The sequence below is a fragment of the Microbacterium sp. NPDC089321 genome (assembly GCF_040684935.1).
Taxonomy (GTDB): Bacteria; Actinomycetota; Actinomycetes; order Actinomycetales; family Microbacteriaceae; genus Microbacterium.
On record NZ_JBFBGX010000002.1, the window covers coordinates 534,748 to 549,921 of the forward strand.

General features: G+C 70.5%; 11 protein-coding genes and 1 tRNA gene. 10 read left to right on the forward strand and 2 right to left on the reverse strand.

What is annotated here, in order from left to right; genetic code table 11:
* Positions 1 to 65: 65 nt before the first annotated feature.
* The 6 genes from AB0N59_RS10565 to AB0N59_RS10590 all read left to right on the forward strand — a co-directional run bounded on the left by AB0N59_RS10565 (position 66) and on the right by AB0N59_RS10590 (position 5,886).
* A complete protein-coding gene (locus AB0N59_RS10565; RefSeq protein ID WP_363482603.1) occupies positions 66 to 842 on the forward strand; it encodes a fumarylacetoacetate hydrolase family protein in 777 nt (258 codons plus the stop codon).
* A complete protein-coding gene (locus AB0N59_RS10570; RefSeq protein WP_363482606.1) occupies positions 839 to 2,089 on the forward strand; it encodes an MFS transporter in 1,251 nt (416 codons plus the stop codon). Before AB0N59_RS10565 ends, AB0N59_RS10570 begins: the two co-directional genes overlap by 4 nt.
* A complete protein-coding gene (locus tag AB0N59_RS10575; RefSeq protein WP_363482609.1) occupies positions 2,086 to 2,844 on the forward strand; it encodes a class I SAM-dependent methyltransferase in 759 nt (252 codons plus the stop codon). Before AB0N59_RS10570 ends, AB0N59_RS10575 begins: the two co-directional genes overlap by 4 nt.
* A gap of 54 nt (positions 2,845 to 2,898) precedes the next feature.
* The gene (gltX, locus tag AB0N59_RS10580; RefSeq protein WP_363482612.1) at positions 2,899 to 4,404 is read left to right on the forward strand and encodes a glutamate--tRNA ligase; all 1,506 of its coding nucleotides are present in this window, start codon (positions 2,899 to 2,901) and stop codon (positions 4,402 to 4,404) included.
* Entirely contained in the window at positions 4,401 to 5,714 is a 1,314-nt protein-coding gene (locus AB0N59_RS10585; RefSeq protein ID WP_363482615.1) for a threonine/serine exporter family protein, read from the forward strand. Before gltX ends, AB0N59_RS10585 begins: the two co-directional genes overlap by 4 nt.
* A 100-nt stretch (positions 5,715 to 5,814) precedes the next feature.
* Positions 5,815 to 5,886, forward strand: a tRNA-Gln gene (locus tag AB0N59_RS10590).
* Between the two features lie 48 nt (positions 5,887 to 5,934).
* On the opposite strand, the gene AB0N59_RS10595 is transcribed toward AB0N59_RS10590, so the two are convergent.
* A complete protein-coding gene (locus AB0N59_RS10595) occupies positions 5,935 to 7,521 on the reverse strand; it encodes a molybdopterin-dependent oxidoreductase (RefSeq protein ID WP_363482618.1) in 1,587 nt (528 codons plus the stop codon).
* Positions 7,522 to 7,719: 198 nt separating this feature from the next.
* Here AB0N59_RS10595 and AB0N59_RS10600 point away from each other — a divergent pair, with 198 nt between their 5' ends.
* From AB0N59_RS10600 to AB0N59_RS10615, 4 genes are read left to right on the forward strand one after another with little or no spacing between them, the layout of a single operon-like run.
* Positions 7,720 to 10,101 carry an FtsX-like permease family protein gene (locus AB0N59_RS10600; RefSeq protein WP_363482621.1) on the forward strand — a complete coding sequence of 794 codons (2,382 nt, stop codon included), beginning with the start codon at positions 7,720 to 7,722 and terminating at the stop codon, positions 10,099 to 10,101.
* Positions 10,098 to 12,797, forward strand: a complete 2,700-nt coding sequence (locus AB0N59_RS10605; protein ID WP_363482628.1) for an ABC transporter permease — start codon at positions 10,098 to 10,100, stop codon at positions 12,795 to 12,797. The genes AB0N59_RS10600 and AB0N59_RS10605 overlap by 4 nt, the downstream gene beginning before the upstream one ends.
* Positions 12,798 to 12,816: 19 nt before the next feature.
* Positions 12,817 to 13,731 (forward strand): ABC transporter ATP-binding protein, encoded by a 915-nt coding sequence (locus AB0N59_RS10610; RefSeq protein WP_363482635.1) that lies wholly within the window; start codon positions 12,817 to 12,819, stop codon positions 13,729 to 13,731.
* Positions 13,731 to 14,492: an ABC transporter ATP-binding protein gene (locus AB0N59_RS10615; protein ID WP_363482638.1), complete on the forward strand. Its 762-nt coding sequence runs from the start codon at positions 13,731 to 13,733 to the stop codon at positions 14,490 to 14,492. The genes AB0N59_RS10610 and AB0N59_RS10615 overlap by 1 nt, the downstream gene beginning before the upstream one ends.
* On the opposite strand, the gene AB0N59_RS10620 is transcribed toward AB0N59_RS10615, so the two are convergent.
* Entirely contained in the window at positions 14,472 to 15,146 is a 675-nt protein-coding gene (locus tag AB0N59_RS10620; protein ID WP_363482641.1) for a PRC-barrel domain-containing protein, read from the reverse strand. The genes AB0N59_RS10615 and AB0N59_RS10620 overlap by 21 nt on opposite strands.
* Between the last annotated feature and the right edge of the window lie 28 nt (positions 15,147 to 15,174).

Genomic DNA, 15,174 nt, shown 5'->3' on the forward strand with positions numbered 1-15,174 from the left:
TCGAGGCCCCGCCCTTCCTCCTGCAGGACGGGCGGGGCCTCTGCTGTCGGGGATAGGCTGGCGGGGTGAAGATCGCGCGTTTCAGCCACAACGACGGCATCCGGTACGGCATCCTCGACGACACCGACATCGTCGTGCTCGACGGAGATCCGATGTTCGCCGGCTACGAGCCGACGGGGGAGCGCGTGCCGGTCGCCGACGTCGCGCTGCTCGCGCCGGTGATCCCTCGTTCGAAGGTGGTCTGCGTCGGCCGCAACTACCACGATCACGCCGCGGAGTTCGGCAATGTAGCCCCCGAGGAGCCGCTGCTCTTCCTGAAGCCGAACACCTCGGTCATCGGCCCCGGCGACAGCATCGTCCGCCCGACGATCTCCGAGCGCACCGAGTTCGAGGGCGAGCTGGTCGCGGTCATCGGCCGCATCGCCAAGAACGTGAGCGCAGAGAACGCCCTCGACTACGTCTTCGGCTACACGATCGGCAACGACGTGACCGCGCGCGACCTGCAGCGCAAGGACGGGCAGTGGACCCGCGGCAAGGGCTTCGACACCTTCTGCCCGCTCGGCCCGACCATCGAGACCGAGTTCGTCGCCGCGACCGCGCGCCTCGAGACGCGCGTGAACGGCGAGGTGCGTCAGCAGGCACCGCTGACCGACATGATCCACTCTGTCGCCGACATCATCGCCTACGCATCGGCGGCCTTCACCCTGCTGCCGGGTGACGTCATCATGACCGGCACCCCTGCCGGCGTGGGGAAGATCGTCGCGGGCGACACCGTGGAGATCGAGATCAGCGGCATCGGCGTGCTCCGAAACACCGTGCGCGACGCGGCACCCGCCGCGTGAGCACCGCGCTCGGCGACCTGCGCGCCGTCCAGCGGCGCACCGTCGGCGTGCTGGCGGCAGGTCAGGTGCTCGGCGGCATCGCGTTCGGGGCGACCGTGTCGCTCGGAGCCCTGCTCGCCGCGGATCTCTCCGGCGACGACGCCCTGTCGGGTCTGGCGACCGCGTCGGTCACGCTGGGAGCGGCGGCCTTCGCGATCCCTCTGGCGCGCTTCGCCGCGCGCCGCGGTCGCCGCATGTCGCTCACCGCGGGCAATCTGCTCGCGCTGATCGGCATCGGCGTCGTGATCACCTCGGCCGCGGTGCGATTCTTCCCGCTGCTGCTGGTCGGCATCATCATGATCGGCATGGGCAATGCGGGCAACCTGCAGTCCCGGTTCGCCGCGACCGACCTCGCCGCCCCCGAGCATCGAGGCCGGGATCTGTCGATCGTCGTCTGGTCGACGACCGTCGGCGGTGTGACCGGTCCGCTGCTGCTGCCGCTCGGCGAAGAGGTCGGTGCCGTGATCGGGATGCCTCCGCTCACCGGCTCATACCTGTTCTCGCTCATCGCGCAGGCGGCGGCGCTCGCGCTGTACCTGATCGCGCTGCGCCCCGATCCGCTGCTGACCGCGATCAGCCTGGCCGGATCCTCGGCGAAGAGCGCTGTTCTCGGTGCCGACATCGACCGGCCCGTCGTCGCGAGATACGCGATCTTCGCCGTCTCGGGGTCGCACGCCGTGATGGCCTCGGTGATGGCGATGACGCCGATCCATCTCAAGCACATGGCTCACAGCGGTGGTCACGGGTCGACGCACGAGGTCACGGTGCTGGTCGGGGTCACGATCGCGCTGCACGTGGCGGGCATGTACGGCCTGTCTCCGCTCTTCGGAGTGCTGGCAGACCGATGGGGCCGCATCCGGGTCGTGCTGCTCGGCCAGGCTGTGCTGACCGCATCGCTGCTGACGGCGATCATCGCAGGCGACCACCCCGCCGGGGTCATGGTCGCCCTGATCCTGCTCGGTCTCGGCTGGAGCGCCGCTACCGTCGCGGGGGCGGCCCTGCTGACCGAGTCGTCGACCGTGCTGATGCGCCCGCGTCGGCAGGGTGTCAGCGACTCGCTGATGAGCCTGACCGCAGCGGTCGGCGCGGCGGGCGCCGGGCTCGTGCTCACCGAGTTCGGCTATGGCGGTCTCGCGACCGTTGCACTCGTGCTCGTGGTCGCGATCACGGCGCTGTCGCCGCTCGGCCGCATCCGCGCGGCCGCATGAGCTGGGTGGGCACCGGCGAGGCTTTCGCCGCGTCGTACGCCGCGCTGTGCGCGGGCACTGGCGAGACGATGCGCGAGATCGCCGGCCCAGCCCGAGGGCGCACGCTGCTCGACGTCGGTGCCGGCGACGGGACGCTCGCCGCAGCATGGGCGGATGCCGGGTGGCGCGTCGTCGCGACCGAGCCGGAGCCCAGCATGCGCGAGGTGGCCGGTGTCGGGCATCCGCAGCTGACGATGCTGGGCGACGGACTGCCGCATCTCTCGTTCGACGACCGGGCATTCGACGTCGTGACGGCGAACTTCGTGCTGAACCACGTGTCCGACCCTCGGGTCGCCTCTGCCGAGCTGCGACGGGTCGCCCGCGAACTCGTCATCGCCACCACCTGGACGGCATCGCCCACCGCGTTGTGGGCCGACGTCATCGCGCGAGCGGGCCTGACGCCGGCACCCGGCCGCCACCTGCCGGCGGACAAGGATTTCGAGCGCACAGCCGAGGGGGTCGCCGGCATGCTGGCCGACGCCGGCTGGCATGCCGAGGTCACCGAGCTGACCTGGACGTGGCACGCCGATCCCGAGGCGCTGTGGCGCTCGGTCGCCGGGGGAGTAGCGGGAGCGGGCGCGTTCTATCTGACCCTTCCGGATGCCGACCGCGAGCGCTTCCGTTCTGCCTTCGACGCTCTCGTCGGCGAGCGCTCAGACGACGGCCGGATGCCGATGACGCAGACCGCCGCGATCGCGGTGGACCGGCTCGGCTGAGCCGGAACGGAGAGGCCGGAGCGCGGCATCCGCCCCCGGTAGAATCGAGGGGATATGGCTACTGTGCACCCCCTCACCACCACCGCCACCGGATCCGACGTCCGCGTGCGCTTCTGCCCCTCGCCGACAGGCCTGCCCCATGTCGGCATGGTGCGCACGGCGCTGTACAACTGGGCGTACGCCCGGCACAACGGCGGCAAGCTCGTGTTCCGCATCGAAGACACCGATGCGGCACGAGACAGCGAAGAGAGCTTCCGCCAGCTCGTCGACGCGCTCACCTGGATGAAGATCGACTGGGACGAGGGCGTCGAGGTGGGCGGCCCGCACGCGCCGTACCGGCAGTCCGAGCGCCACGACATCTACCGCGGCGTGATCGACAAGCTCATGGCGACGGGTGCGCTGTACGAGAGCTACTCGACCGCCGAAGAGATCGACGCTCGCAACGAGGCAGCCGGTCGTGCCAAGCAGCTCGGCTACGACAACTTCGACCGCGACCTCACCGACGAGCAGAAGGCCGCCTTCCGCGCCGAGGGCCGTCAGCCCGCACTGCGTCTGCGCGTGCCCGACGAGGACCTCACCTACGTCGATCTGATCCGCGGCGAGGTGACGTTCCCGGCCGGTTCGTTCCCCGACTTCGTCGTCGTGCGACCCAACGGCGTGCCGCTGTACACCTTCGTGAACCCGGTCGACGACGCTCTGATGGGCATCACCCACGTGCTGCGCGGTGAGGACCTCATGCCGTCGACCGCCCGCCAGCTCGCGCTGTACGATGCGCTCATCGACGCGGGCGTGACCACGTTCGTGCCGCGCTTCGCGCACATGCCACTGGTGCTGGGCGAGACCGGCAACAAGAAGCTGTCGAAGCGCGACCCGCAGGCAGACCTGTTCCTGCATCGCGAGCGCGGCTTCATCCACGAGGGCCTGCTCAACTACCTCGCGCTGCTCGGCTGGTCGATCGCCGCCGACCGCGACGTGTTCTCGCTCGACGAGTTCATCGCCGCCTTCGACATCGCGGACGTCAACCCGAACCCGGCCCGCTTCGACCAGAAGAAGGCCGAGTCGATCAACGGCGACCACATCCGGATGCTGGATGAGAAGGACTTCGCCGAGCGGATGCTGCCGTATCTCGCCGCCGCCGACGTGTTCGGCGGCGAGCCGACGCATGAGCAGATCGTGCTCGCCTTCCGCGCGGCCCCGCTGGTGCAGGAGCGCATGCAGCTGCTGGGCGAGTCCGCAGGCATGCTCGGATTCCTGTTCACGGACAACATCTCGTACGAGGCCGACGCGCTCAAGGGCCTGCCGGCGAACGCCGCCGAGGTGCTCGGCGCGTGCGTCGCGGCTCTCGAGCCCGTGGAGCAGTTCACTCCGGATGCCATCCAGGAGGCGCTGTCCGCGAAGCTCGTCGACGAGCTGGGCCTCAAGCCGCGCATCGCATACGGTCCGCCGCGCGTCGCGCTGACCGGTCGCCGCGTATCGCCGCCGCTGTTCGAGTCGATGGAGCTGCTGGGCAAGGACGAGTCGCTGCGGCGACTGCGCGCGCTGGCTGAACTCGTGGCGTGAGCCGGCAGGCGCCGGATGCCGTGATTCCGGCCGCCGAGACGGACGTGATCCTCGGCGAGCTCGGAGTCCTGCTGCTCGAATGCGGCACCTCGGTGACCGACGTGCGCGGCTCACTCGAGCAGGTGAGCCGTCGAGCAGCACCGGAGACCAGGCTCGAGTTCGCGATCCTTCCCGAGATGGTGATGGTGAGCCGACCCGGATCGGCGTCGGCGACCACCACGGTGATCGGCAAGGGCGAGGCGCTGACCTTCCGCCAGTCGGCGCGTGCCAGTCGTCTGGTGCGTGATCTCGAGACCGGCGCTCTTCCGCTTGCCGCGGCACCGGTGCGCATGCGGGCGATCCGGGCGACCCCGCGCCGGATCCCCGGTGCGCAGAGTGTGATCGGCTGCGGGCTGCTCTCTGCGGCGCTCGCGGTGCTGTTCCGCTGCCCGTGGTGGGCGGCGGTGCTCGCGCTGATCGTCGGTCTGCTGGTGGGCGGTCTCACGATCCTCATGATGCGTGTTCGCGCCGCCGCTGCGGTGGCTCCCTTCGTGTCGTCCTTCGCATCGACTCTGCTCGTCGGCGTCGTGGCGAACGCGCTGGATCTCGGGCCCGTGCCGCTGTTCGCGGTGTGCGCGCCCGTGGCGATACTGGTCCCGGGTGCGCTGATCACGAACGCCCTGCTCGAGCTGACCTCGACCGACATCGTGACGGGTGCGTCGCGGCTGATGTACGGACTGATCATGCTCGCGTTCATGGCTGCAGGCCTCTACTCGGGTGCCGCGCTCACCGGTCTGCGCGTCGACTCGTCGTCCGCCGCGCTCGTCGGCGAGACCGTGCACCTCTCGAACGACAGCGGCGGCTGGGGTGCGCTTCCGCCGCAGTGGACGGCCTGGCTCGCGGTCGTCGTGCTCGCGATCGGCATCGGCCTGGCATTCGGATCGGGCTTCAGGCTGACCGTCGTCTGCATCGTGGTGATGACCGGGACGTACGCGGTGCTGGCCTTCTTCAGCCCGCAGGTCGGCAGCGTGGTCGCGACCGGAGTCGCCGCAGCCGTGCTGTTCGTCGCCGCCCGCGTGCTCGAGCGCGTGACGCTCGCGGTGCCCGCCACCGTGTCGTTCCAGCCGGCGTTCCTGCTGCTGGTTCCGGGCACGATCGGGCTCGTCGCGCTGGCGAGCTTCGACGCGCAGGCGCTGGTGTCGGCGCCGATGATGTTCCTCAGCCTGTGCATCGGCACCAAGGTCGGCTCGCTGCTGGCCGACCTCGCCCGCATCACGCGCTCGACGGTCTTCCTGCGGTGGACGAAGCCCGCGCGCATGGGCGAGCTGTGAGGGGCGCGAACGCGCCACGCCCGGGCAGCCCGCGCCGATTCGCCATCTGCGCGCCGCTCGGGTAAGCTTGACTCTCGGTGCGAGGCTCCGGTTTCGCCCTTGGGGTATGGTGTAATTGGCAACACGGCTGATTCTGGTTCAGTTGTTCTTGGTTCGAGTCCAGGTACCCCAGCAGTGAAAAACCCCCGCTCAGGCGGGGGTTTTCTGTTCTGCAGACACATCACTCCACAGCGATCAAAGACCGTTGCCAGCCGGTTGAGCCATCGGGCGCGATCGGTGCGGCCTCTTCGACCTGCATGTCGCCGTTCTTGTTGATCGCCCGCACGGAGACGTAGTGGTTGCCGGGTTCTGCATCCCATTCCAGGACCCACTGCACCCAGGTGTCGGCGTTGATCGGTGTCGACAGGTTCGCGCGCTGCCAGTCGCCGTCATCGATGCGCACCTCGACGGCTTCGATGCCCACCGTCTGCGCCCACGCCACGCCCGCGATCGGGATCCGGCCGGCCCCGACGGTCTTCCCGATCTTCGGCGTGTCGATGCGGGACGAGAACTTGATGGGCGCCTCCGCGCTGTAGCCGCGCGGCGTCCAGTACGCCTCGTCCTTCTCGAACGTGGTGACGGTGAGCTCTGTCACCCATTTCGTGGCCGACACGTATCCGTACAGGCCAGGTACGACCATGCGGACGGGGAACCCGTGATCGAGTGGGAGCGGCTCGCCGTTCATCCCGACAGCGAGGATCGCATCGAGCCCGTCGTCGGTGAGGGCCGACAGCGGAGTGCTCGCGGTGTACCCGTCGACGCTGCGCGACAGCACCATGTCGGCGTCGGCGTGCGGGCCGGCCAGCCGGAGCACGTCCCGGATCGGCACTCCGAGCCACATCGCGTTTCCGACCAGGTCGCCGCCGACGAAGTTGGAGACACAGGTCAGGGTGATCGCGTACTCGTCCAGCCCCATCGCCACCAGCTCGTCGAAGGTGAGCTCGATCCGCTGATCGACCATTCCGTCGATCACCAGCCGCCAGGTCGCGGGGTCGACCGTCGGTACGGTGAGCGCGGTGTCCACCCGGTAGAAGTCGGCATTGGGGGTGAACAGCGGCGAGATGCCCGGGATGTCGAGTTCGGCTCCCTCGGGGATCGTCACCGACGTGCGGGCTGCCGGCAGGCGCAGCCCCTTGCGGATCGCAGCAACGGATGACGTGGCAGCGTTCACCGCCCGTGCGGTGATGCCGGCGATCAGAGCTGATGCGCCCGCAATGCCGGCGAGGGCGAAGAACCGGCGTCGGTCGATGGCCACGGGGTCACCGGGCCTGTCGGCAGCGGGTTCAACGACGTCCGACGGCACGGAGGCCGCGCGCCGCCAGGCCACGAGCCGGCGGCAGAGCAGGACGAGCACCACGGCCCCGGCGACTGCGCCGATCACCGAGGGAAGGAAGGCGAGGGGTGTGGCGCCGGCACGAGTGGTGGTCGCCGCTACGCACGCCGCTCCGGCGATGCCGAGCATGAGCACGCCGATCGGCGGCCGCAAGAGCTGCAGCATGCCCGCCGCTGCTGACGCGATCACCACCGCCAGCCCGAGCCCGAGCAGCAGCGCGATCTTGTCGAACTCCCCGAACGTCGAGATCGCGAACTCCTTGAGCGGCTGCGGGACGACGTCGATGACGAACGAGCCCACCGCCAGGAGCGGACTCGAGTCCCGCGCCAGCAGCAGCGCCGACAACTCGGCAGCCGCAAGGAACACCAGCGCACTGATCACTCCCGCGACAGCCGCGAAGAAGATGAATGCGCCTCGTCGATTCCGCTCCGTCATCGTTCTCTGCTCCTCAGCCCAGCCGTGGCGGCCGGTTCGCTGAGTTGTTCGGAGGCGCTTGCGGAACGGATCGGATCTCTAGCATCGACGCCTGAGGCATCCGCCCACCGCCTTCGCATGGTTGCGCGAACACAACCATGCGCGCCAGGATGAGAGGCAGTGCGTGCGCGCAAGGGGGAGCGCACCGGATGGGAAGCGATGACGTCTGCAATCCGGCGGGCCGGCGAGCAGATCGGCCGGCTGTCGCTTCTCGCTTTCGTCGTCGCTGTCGTTGTCGCCGGTGTGGGCGGCATCGCGATCACCGCCGACCGGCTGCTGACACGTGGCACCGCGGAGATCCTCCGCGACGCCGAACCCGGCGCCCGGAGTGTGCGCGTCGTCGCGACCGAGGCCGACGACCCTGCCGCGCAGGACGACAGGGTGCGGGATGCCATCGGCGCGGCCTTCGAGGACGCCCCGGTCACCATCGCCCGGCAGATCTCGCTCGAGCTCGCAATCGCCGCACCGGGCGGTGATGCGTCGACGCTCCGCCTTCTGTCGGATGACCGCATCCCCGAGCTCGCCGAGATCACCTCGGGGGAGTGGCCGCAGCGCCCCGGCCAGATCGCGCTTCCCGATGCCGCGGCGCGACTCCTCGGCGTCGACGCCGGTGACACGCTGACCGTCGCGTCACCCGCCGGCGAGTCCGTGCCACCGGCCCGGGATCGCCCCGCGCTCGAGATCGTCGGAACCTGGCGCGCTCACGACCCCGCCGGCACCGCCTGGCACGGCGACCCGTCCGTGGCGTCAGGACAGAGCGACGGCGTGATCGGACCGGCGGTCGCCGTCGCCGACACGCTCGCCGCGCAGGCCGACTCGCCCGCCGTCAGCTGGGAGATCACACCGGCTCGCGTCGGTCTCGCATCCCTCTCCGACCTGCAGCGCGGGGTCGCCCGGCTCGACACGCTGCCCGAGAAGGTCGACCCGGGCAGGACGCAGAACACACAGGTGTCGGGCACGCTCGCCCAGACCCTCGAGCGGCAGTCCGCCGCCGTCGCAGGCACTCGTGGCCTGCTGATCGCACCGCAGCTGATCATCGCGCTGCTCGGGGCGCTCGTGCTCGGCGTCGTGCTGTCGTCGCTCTCGACCGCTCGCGTCGATGAACTCGGACTGCTTCGCGCTCGCGGCGCATCCGCTCGTCGGCTGGCACTCTCAGCGGCGGGGGAGACCGCGGTCTTCGCACTCGCCGGGGCGACGATCGCGATCGTCGCGCTGGCGGTGCTCTTCGGAGTGTCTCCGGAGGTGGTGCTCCTGTCGGGCGGAGCCGTCATGGTCGCTGCGCTGATGGCCGCTCTGCTCGCGGTGCGCAGCGCCTTGCGCGCCGACGCGCTGCGGCCGGACGCACAGCGCAGTGACGCCGGTCTTCGCTCGCTGACAGCATTGCTGCTGCCGGCGGGTGTCGCGATATCCCTCGGCGCCCTGGCCGGCTGGCAGCTGTTCACGACTCGCGCCGTGGTGCGCTCGGACGGCACGACCGAGCCCCTGGCCGCCGCCGCGCCGACTCTGCTGCTCATCGCCGCGTGCGTGCTCGCCCCGCTCGCGGCCGGCCCATTGGCCGCTCTCAGCGAGAGACTGCTTCGCGGCTCGAGGGGAATCACGCCGACCCTGCCTCTGCGTCAAGTGGCCAGACGGATGAACACCGTCGCCGTCGCTATCCTCTGCCTCTCGCTGGCGGCGGCCACCGCGGCCCTCGCTGTCACGGCTCCCTTCGCCTCCGACGCCGCCGAGCAGCGCACGACTCGTGCGATGCTCGGCGCAGACGTCCGTCTCATCTCGGCTGACGAGCTCGCGACGACGGCCTCGGATGTCGAGAAGTGGAACGGCGTGAGCTCGGCGTCAGACATCCTCTACACACCGCTCACCGTCGGTTCCGATACCGCGACCCTCGTCGCTGGGCCCGAAGCGGCCGTCGGCCTCACCGCGTCGTTGCCAGTCTCCTCCGGCGAGACCCTTCCCGCGCAGATCACCGCGAGCCTCGCCGACCTGCTCGGCGCCGAGCTGGGTACGACCTTCACCGCCCGCATCCGCTCGATCAATCGACCGGTCTCGATCGTGGTGACCGGCATCGCCGACTCGCTGCCGGGCGTCGGCTCCGGCCTCGGCGTCGCCACCGAGCCGGCCGCGCTCGAGCGACTGGGGCTCGAGCGGCCGGCGAACGAGCTCTGGCTGAGCACCGACGACCCGCCGCGCATCGCAGAGCTGCTCCGCGCGCGGGCCATCCAACCGGTGCGCATCCTCACCGCAGCGCAGGTCAGTGCCGCCCCTGTCACCTCGGTTGCGCCGAGGATGCTCACCGCCGGTGCTCTCGCCGCGGCTCTGCTCGGCGCGATCGGCTTCATCGCCGCGACCTCTGCCTCCGCCCGCACCCGACGTGACGAGGCGCTGGTGCTGCGTGCGCTCGGACTCGAGCCCTCCGCGCAGCGTGCGATGCGGATGGGAGAGAGCGTCGGCATCGCGCTGTACGCGGTGGTCGCGGGCACGATCTGCGGAGCCGCGGTCGCAGGTGCCGTGCTGCCCATCGTGCTGGGGGTCGGCTCATGATCTCGGCGATTCGACTCGCACTGCGCGGTGCCGCGACGACGCCGGCGCTGTCGATGTTCCTCGTGATCGTCATCGCGGGGCTCTCGTACCTCGGGGTCGCCGCGCCCATGATGCTCGAGCAGGGCCGCACCGCGACCATCCAGAACGCGACCGCCGCGCTTCCGCAGATCAGCCGATGGCTGACCGCCACCGCACCCGGCCTTCCCTCGTTCGATTCGAGCGCCGACCCCGAGGCAGGCGTGTGGGGGTCGGCCCTCTCGACCATCGACGCGTCGCGCCGGCAGCAACCGCCAGCGCTGCGCGCTCTGCTCGGCGAGCCGCGGCTGATGATGGCGATCGATCCGCAGTTCTCGATCGATCCCGACCCCGCGCGCACCGACCCTGTGCCGATCAACAAGATCGCGCTCGTGTCCGAAGTGGGGTTCGAGAGCCGCATCGCCGTGGTCGAGGGACGCCTGCCGGAGCTCACCGATCCGGCGGTGACCGTAGAGGTCGCCCTCACGACGGAGGTCGCCGAGCAGCTGGCATGGCCGGTGGGCACCGAGCGGCTGTGGGACGGCCGTACGCTGCTGCTCACCGGCACCGTTGCCGCCATCGATCCGGATACACCGGACTGGGCGTTCATCCCCGGTTCGCTGCGCCCTGTGCTCGAGGTGAGCTCCACCGGAGATCAGATCCTGGTGGGTGCGGCGTTCATGCACGTCGATGAGGTCGCAGCACTCGAGGATCGCGTGCGCGACGTCAAGGTCACCTCGTGGATCCCGCTCGACACCGACCAGATCACCGCAGCCAGTGCCGCGGCGGTGGCGGCTCAGCTGAGATTGCTCACCGCCGACCCGATCGAGCTGCCGATGGCCACCGACAGCTTCTACAACCGTGGGCTCTCGTTCTCGTCCGGGCTGCCGCGCGTGATCGGCGACGGCGTGACGCGAGGGCAGGCGATGACGGCGGTGGTCGCCGTCGCGGCCGTCGGTCCGGTCGCCGTGGCGATTGTCGTGCTCGCACTCGTCACTCGGCTCATCGGGGTCCGACGCGTCGGCCCAGTGCGCGTGCTGCGCGCTCGAGGCGCGTCGACGGTCCGGCTCATCGTTCTTCTCGGGGGCGAAGGCGCCGCACTCGGAGTTCTCGGCGCCGTGATCGGCTCGTCGACGGCAGCTGTCGAGTCCGGCCTGCTGGCCGGCTGGGTGCTGCTGATCCCGGCGCTGCTCGCAGCTGTGCCGGCGCTGGTGCTGCCATGGGGCGTGCTGACCGATGCCGAGCGCCACCAGCGCCAGGACCTCGGCGTCACCGCGCGCCGCGGGTCACCGCGCCTGATCGCAGAGCTGCTCTTCCTCGCCCTGACGGTCGTGCTCGTCGCGCTCATCGCCGCGCGGCCGGGCGGGGCCGATGCCGACCCGCTGCTGCTCGCTCTGCCGGTGCTGCTCGGTGCGTCCGCCAGCATCCTGTGCCTGCGCATGCTGCCGCCCCTGCTCCTGCTCGCCGAGCGACGAGGTCGTGGGCGCGCATCTCTCACCGCGCTGCTCGGCCCGGCACGGGCGCGACGCGACCCGCTCGTGAGAGCCGCACCCGTGCTCGCCGTCGTCATCGGCCTCGGCGTGGCGGTCTTCTCGGTGGCGTTCGCCTCGACGGTGACGAGCGGCATCCAGCGCTCGGCCGTCATGGACGTCGGGGCTGATGTTCGCGTCGATGCCTCGTACATCACGGAGGATGCTGCTGAGCGCGTGGCCCAGCTCGAGGGGGTCGCTCAGATGGCCGCGCTGCAGGGCGACTCGGCCGTGGAGGCCGAGACGGCGTCGGAGAATCAGCGAGCCCACGTGTACACGATCGACACGGCGGAGTTCGCGAGGATGCAGCAGGGTCTTCCCGCCGCGCTTCCGCTGCCGGCATCGCTCGCGGAGCCCGCCGACGGCGATCGAGTGCCGGTCGTCGCGTCCCAGACGCTGCTGGAGCGTCTGGGAGTGGATGCCTCCGGCGACCTCGACGAGATCGGGCTCGAGGTCGGGGGCAGAGAGGTGCACGTCATCGCGGTCGCTCCCGCGCAGGTGCCCTTCGGGACGGCGGAGCAGTGGGTGATCGTCGATACCGAGAACGCGCGCGCACTCGGACAGCGCAACATCGGCCTGTCTCAGCTCTACCTGTCTGTCGGGCCGAACGTCGACGCCGACGAGGTCGGTGCGGCCGCCGTCCGCGAGGTGGCGGGCGACGCCGTCTTCACGACGCCCGCTCGCACCGCCGCGGTGCACGAGCAGGACCCGGCGTTCTCCGTCGTGCAAGGCGCTCTGCTGGCCGCGAGCGGCATCGTCGCCGTGCTGCTGGCCGTCGCGGTGGTCGCCATGCTCGTGCTCGGCGCCGTGCCGCGGGCAAGGATGCTGGCGATACTGCGCGCCCTCGGCCATCCGTCGCGAGGGGAGGGGCGGCTGGTGACCTGGGAGGTCGCCCCCGCGCTGCTGCTCGCTCTGCCGTTCGGAGCGGGCGTCGGCATCTCGATGGCATGGCTCGTGATCCCGCAGCTCGACCTGCGCGGCTTCGTCGGCGGGCCGACGCAGCCGCCCGTCGAACTCGGCGGCATGTGGCCCGTCATCGTCGTGGTCGGGTTCGCGCTGGTATCGGCCATCGCGGTGATCGCGGCCACGGCGCTCGCATCGCGCCTCGGCACGGCGACGGCGGTGAGAGACGGCGATGAGCGGGAACAGTGATGATGATCGTGGCGAGAGGATGGATGACATGACCGACGGCGCGATCGTGTGCGAGGGACTCGTGCGCATCTTCACGGCGCAGGGCGTGGAGGTGCAGGCTCTGCAGGGGCTCGACCTGCGCATGGCCGCGGGCGACATGGTCGCCCTGGTCGGAGCATCCGGGTCGGGCAAGAGCACACTGCTCGGCATCCTCGCCGGGCTCGACCAGCCGACCGCGGGCGCGGCTCGCGTGGCCGGACACGATCTGGTCACGATGAAGGGCACCGAGCGCCTGGCCTACCGGCGCAGCAGCGTGGGCTTCGTCTGGCAGCAGTCGGCCCGCAACCTTCTGCCGTATCTCACGGCGCGCGAGAACATCGCAATGGTGCACGACGTCGCCGGCGTCGTGCCCCGCCCCGAGCGCGCGGCGGTGGGCGATGAGCTGCTCGACCTGCTCGACGCCGCCGATGTGGCCGGCAAGCGCCCCGCTCAGATGTCGGGCGGTCAGCGGCAGCGCGTCGCGATCGCCGTCGCCCTTGCCAACAGGCCGCGCGTGCTGCTCGCCGACGAGCCGACGGGAGAGCTCGACGAGCAGACCAGCGCCGAAGTGCTGGCCGCGATGGAGACCGTCAACCGTGAGCGGGGCGTGACGACGCTGATCGTCACGCACGACGCCGGTGTCACCGAGCACGTCGAGCGCACGGTGCGCATCCGCGATGGCCGCACCTCGACCGAGACGCTGCGCAGCGACGCAACGGATCACGAGGGTCGAGCGGTGCGCACCGCTCGGGAGTACGCGCTGCTCGACAGGGCAGGGCGCATGCAGCTGCCCGCCGACTTCGTCGCCGCCCTCGACCTGCGGGAGCGCGTGCAGCTCAGCCTCGAACCCGACCACGTGCGCGTCGCGCCGGCACAGTCCGCCGCACGACACGGCGACCCTGCGGAGGATGCCTGATGGATGCTGTGCTGAGGGCCGAGTCGCTGACGCGCGTGTTCCCGAGCTCAGGGGGCGAGGTCGTCGCGGTGCGGGACGCCGAGCTCGCGGTGCAGGCCGGTGAACTCGTCGTGATCGCGGGCCGCTCGGGAGCAGGCAAGACGACGCTGCTCACCATGCTGGGGGGCCTCGACCGGCCGACGTCGGGTCGGGTACTGGTCGACGGTGCCGATCTCGCGGATCCGAAGACCGATGTCGCGGCTCTGCGTGGTGCGCGTATCGCGTCGATCTTCCAGACGGCGGGGCTCATCCCGGTGCTCTCCGCAGCTGAGAACGTCGAGGTGCCTCTGCGGATCCGCCGGGTCGATCCAGCCGAGCGCGACCGCCGCGTGGCCGAGGCTCTCCGCGACGTCGGTCTCGACGAGCACGCGCGGCAGCGACCGGGCGAGCTGTCGGGCGGGCAGCAGCAGCGTGTGGGCATCGCGCGCGCCCTCGTCATGCAGCCTGGCATCCTGCTCGCCGACGAGCCGACCGCTCAGCTCGACAGCGAGACGGGTGCCCAGATCATGGACCTCATAGCCCGGCTCGTGCACGAAAGAGGCACCGCGGCCGTGGTCGCCACGCACGATCCGGCGATGCTCGCGCGCGCCGACCGCGTGCTGGAACTGCACGACGGCGAGCTCCGCCGCCGGTCGCCCAGGAGGGACGCCAGGCGGGCGGCGCTGCAGAGCGCGTCCGTCCTCATGAACGGGCCGTCGCGCTCATTCCCGGCGACGTCGTAGCTCACGGTCTCCGGGATCCGCTGGCTGGTCGCGGGCCGCGCTGTCTCGCGATTCGTCGAACCGCCCTGCGTGCGATTCCTCAACGGTCTCGTAGCGGGTCTGCTCGACGGCCGGACCGCGCTCGAGCGCGCCGTCGTCTCGTGATGAGGCAGGAGCGGTGCCCGTCCGCTCATCCGTGACGACGTACCTGTGCACACGGATCCGCTTGCGTGGAGGACGCTCATCGCCCAGAGCAGCGGACTCGCCGGCGCGGGTACCGTCTGGAGTCGCGCCGTACTCGTGCGCAGGGCGCCGTGTGGGGTCGTCGTCACGGCTCGAGTGCTCGTCACCGGCTTCTTCGGTGGTTCCATCGTCGTAGTGATCCTGGATGCGGTCGATGTCGTCGTCGGTCAGAGTGCCGTCAGCATCGATGCGAGGGGCGTGCTTGACCGTGTCCTTGTCGTATTCCACATGCAGTACCTCGCCGTCGAAGTCGGCGCCGCGCAACGGCACGAACGACTCCGACCTGCCGAACCAGCCGGTCGTGACACCGACGAACAGCGGCTGACCGCCGTCCGGGTCCACGTACACGTGCTTCACCGTGCCGATCCTCGACCCTTCGTCATCGACGACATCCGCGTCGAAAAGGCTGTTGATCTTGTACGAATCGATCATGGGGTGCCTTCCTGTCGGGCGGCGGAAG

Coding starts and splice junctions, on each gene's coding strand:
- AB0N59_RS10610 (WP_363482635.1), top strand. CDS start 12,817: ATGGATGACATGACCGACGGCGCGATCGTGTGCGAGGGACTCGTGCGC.
- AB0N59_RS10595 (WP_363482618.1), bottom strand. CDS start 7,521: ATGACGGAGCGGAATCGACGAGGCGCATTCATCTTCTTCGCGGCTGTC.
- gltX (WP_363482612.1), top strand. CDS start 2,899: ATGGCTACTGTGCACCCCCTCACCACCACCGCCACCGGATCCGACGTC.
- AB0N59_RS10575 (WP_363482609.1), top strand. CDS start 2,086: ATGAGCTGGGTGGGCACCGGCGAGGCTTTCGCCGCGTCGTACGCCGCG.
- AB0N59_RS10615 (WP_363482638.1), top strand. CDS start 13,731: ATGGATGCTGTGCTGAGGGCCGAGTCGCTGACGCGCGTGTTCCCGAGC.
- AB0N59_RS10600 (WP_363482621.1), top strand. CDS start 7,720: ATGACGTCTGCAATCCGGCGGGCCGGCGAGCAGATCGGCCGGCTGTCG.
- AB0N59_RS10605 (WP_363482628.1), top strand. CDS start 10,098: ATGATCTCGGCGATTCGACTCGCACTGCGCGGTGCCGCGACGACGCCG.
- AB0N59_RS10620 (WP_363482641.1), bottom strand. CDS start 15,146: ATGATCGATTCGTACAAGATCAACAGCCTTTTCGACGCGGATGTCGTC.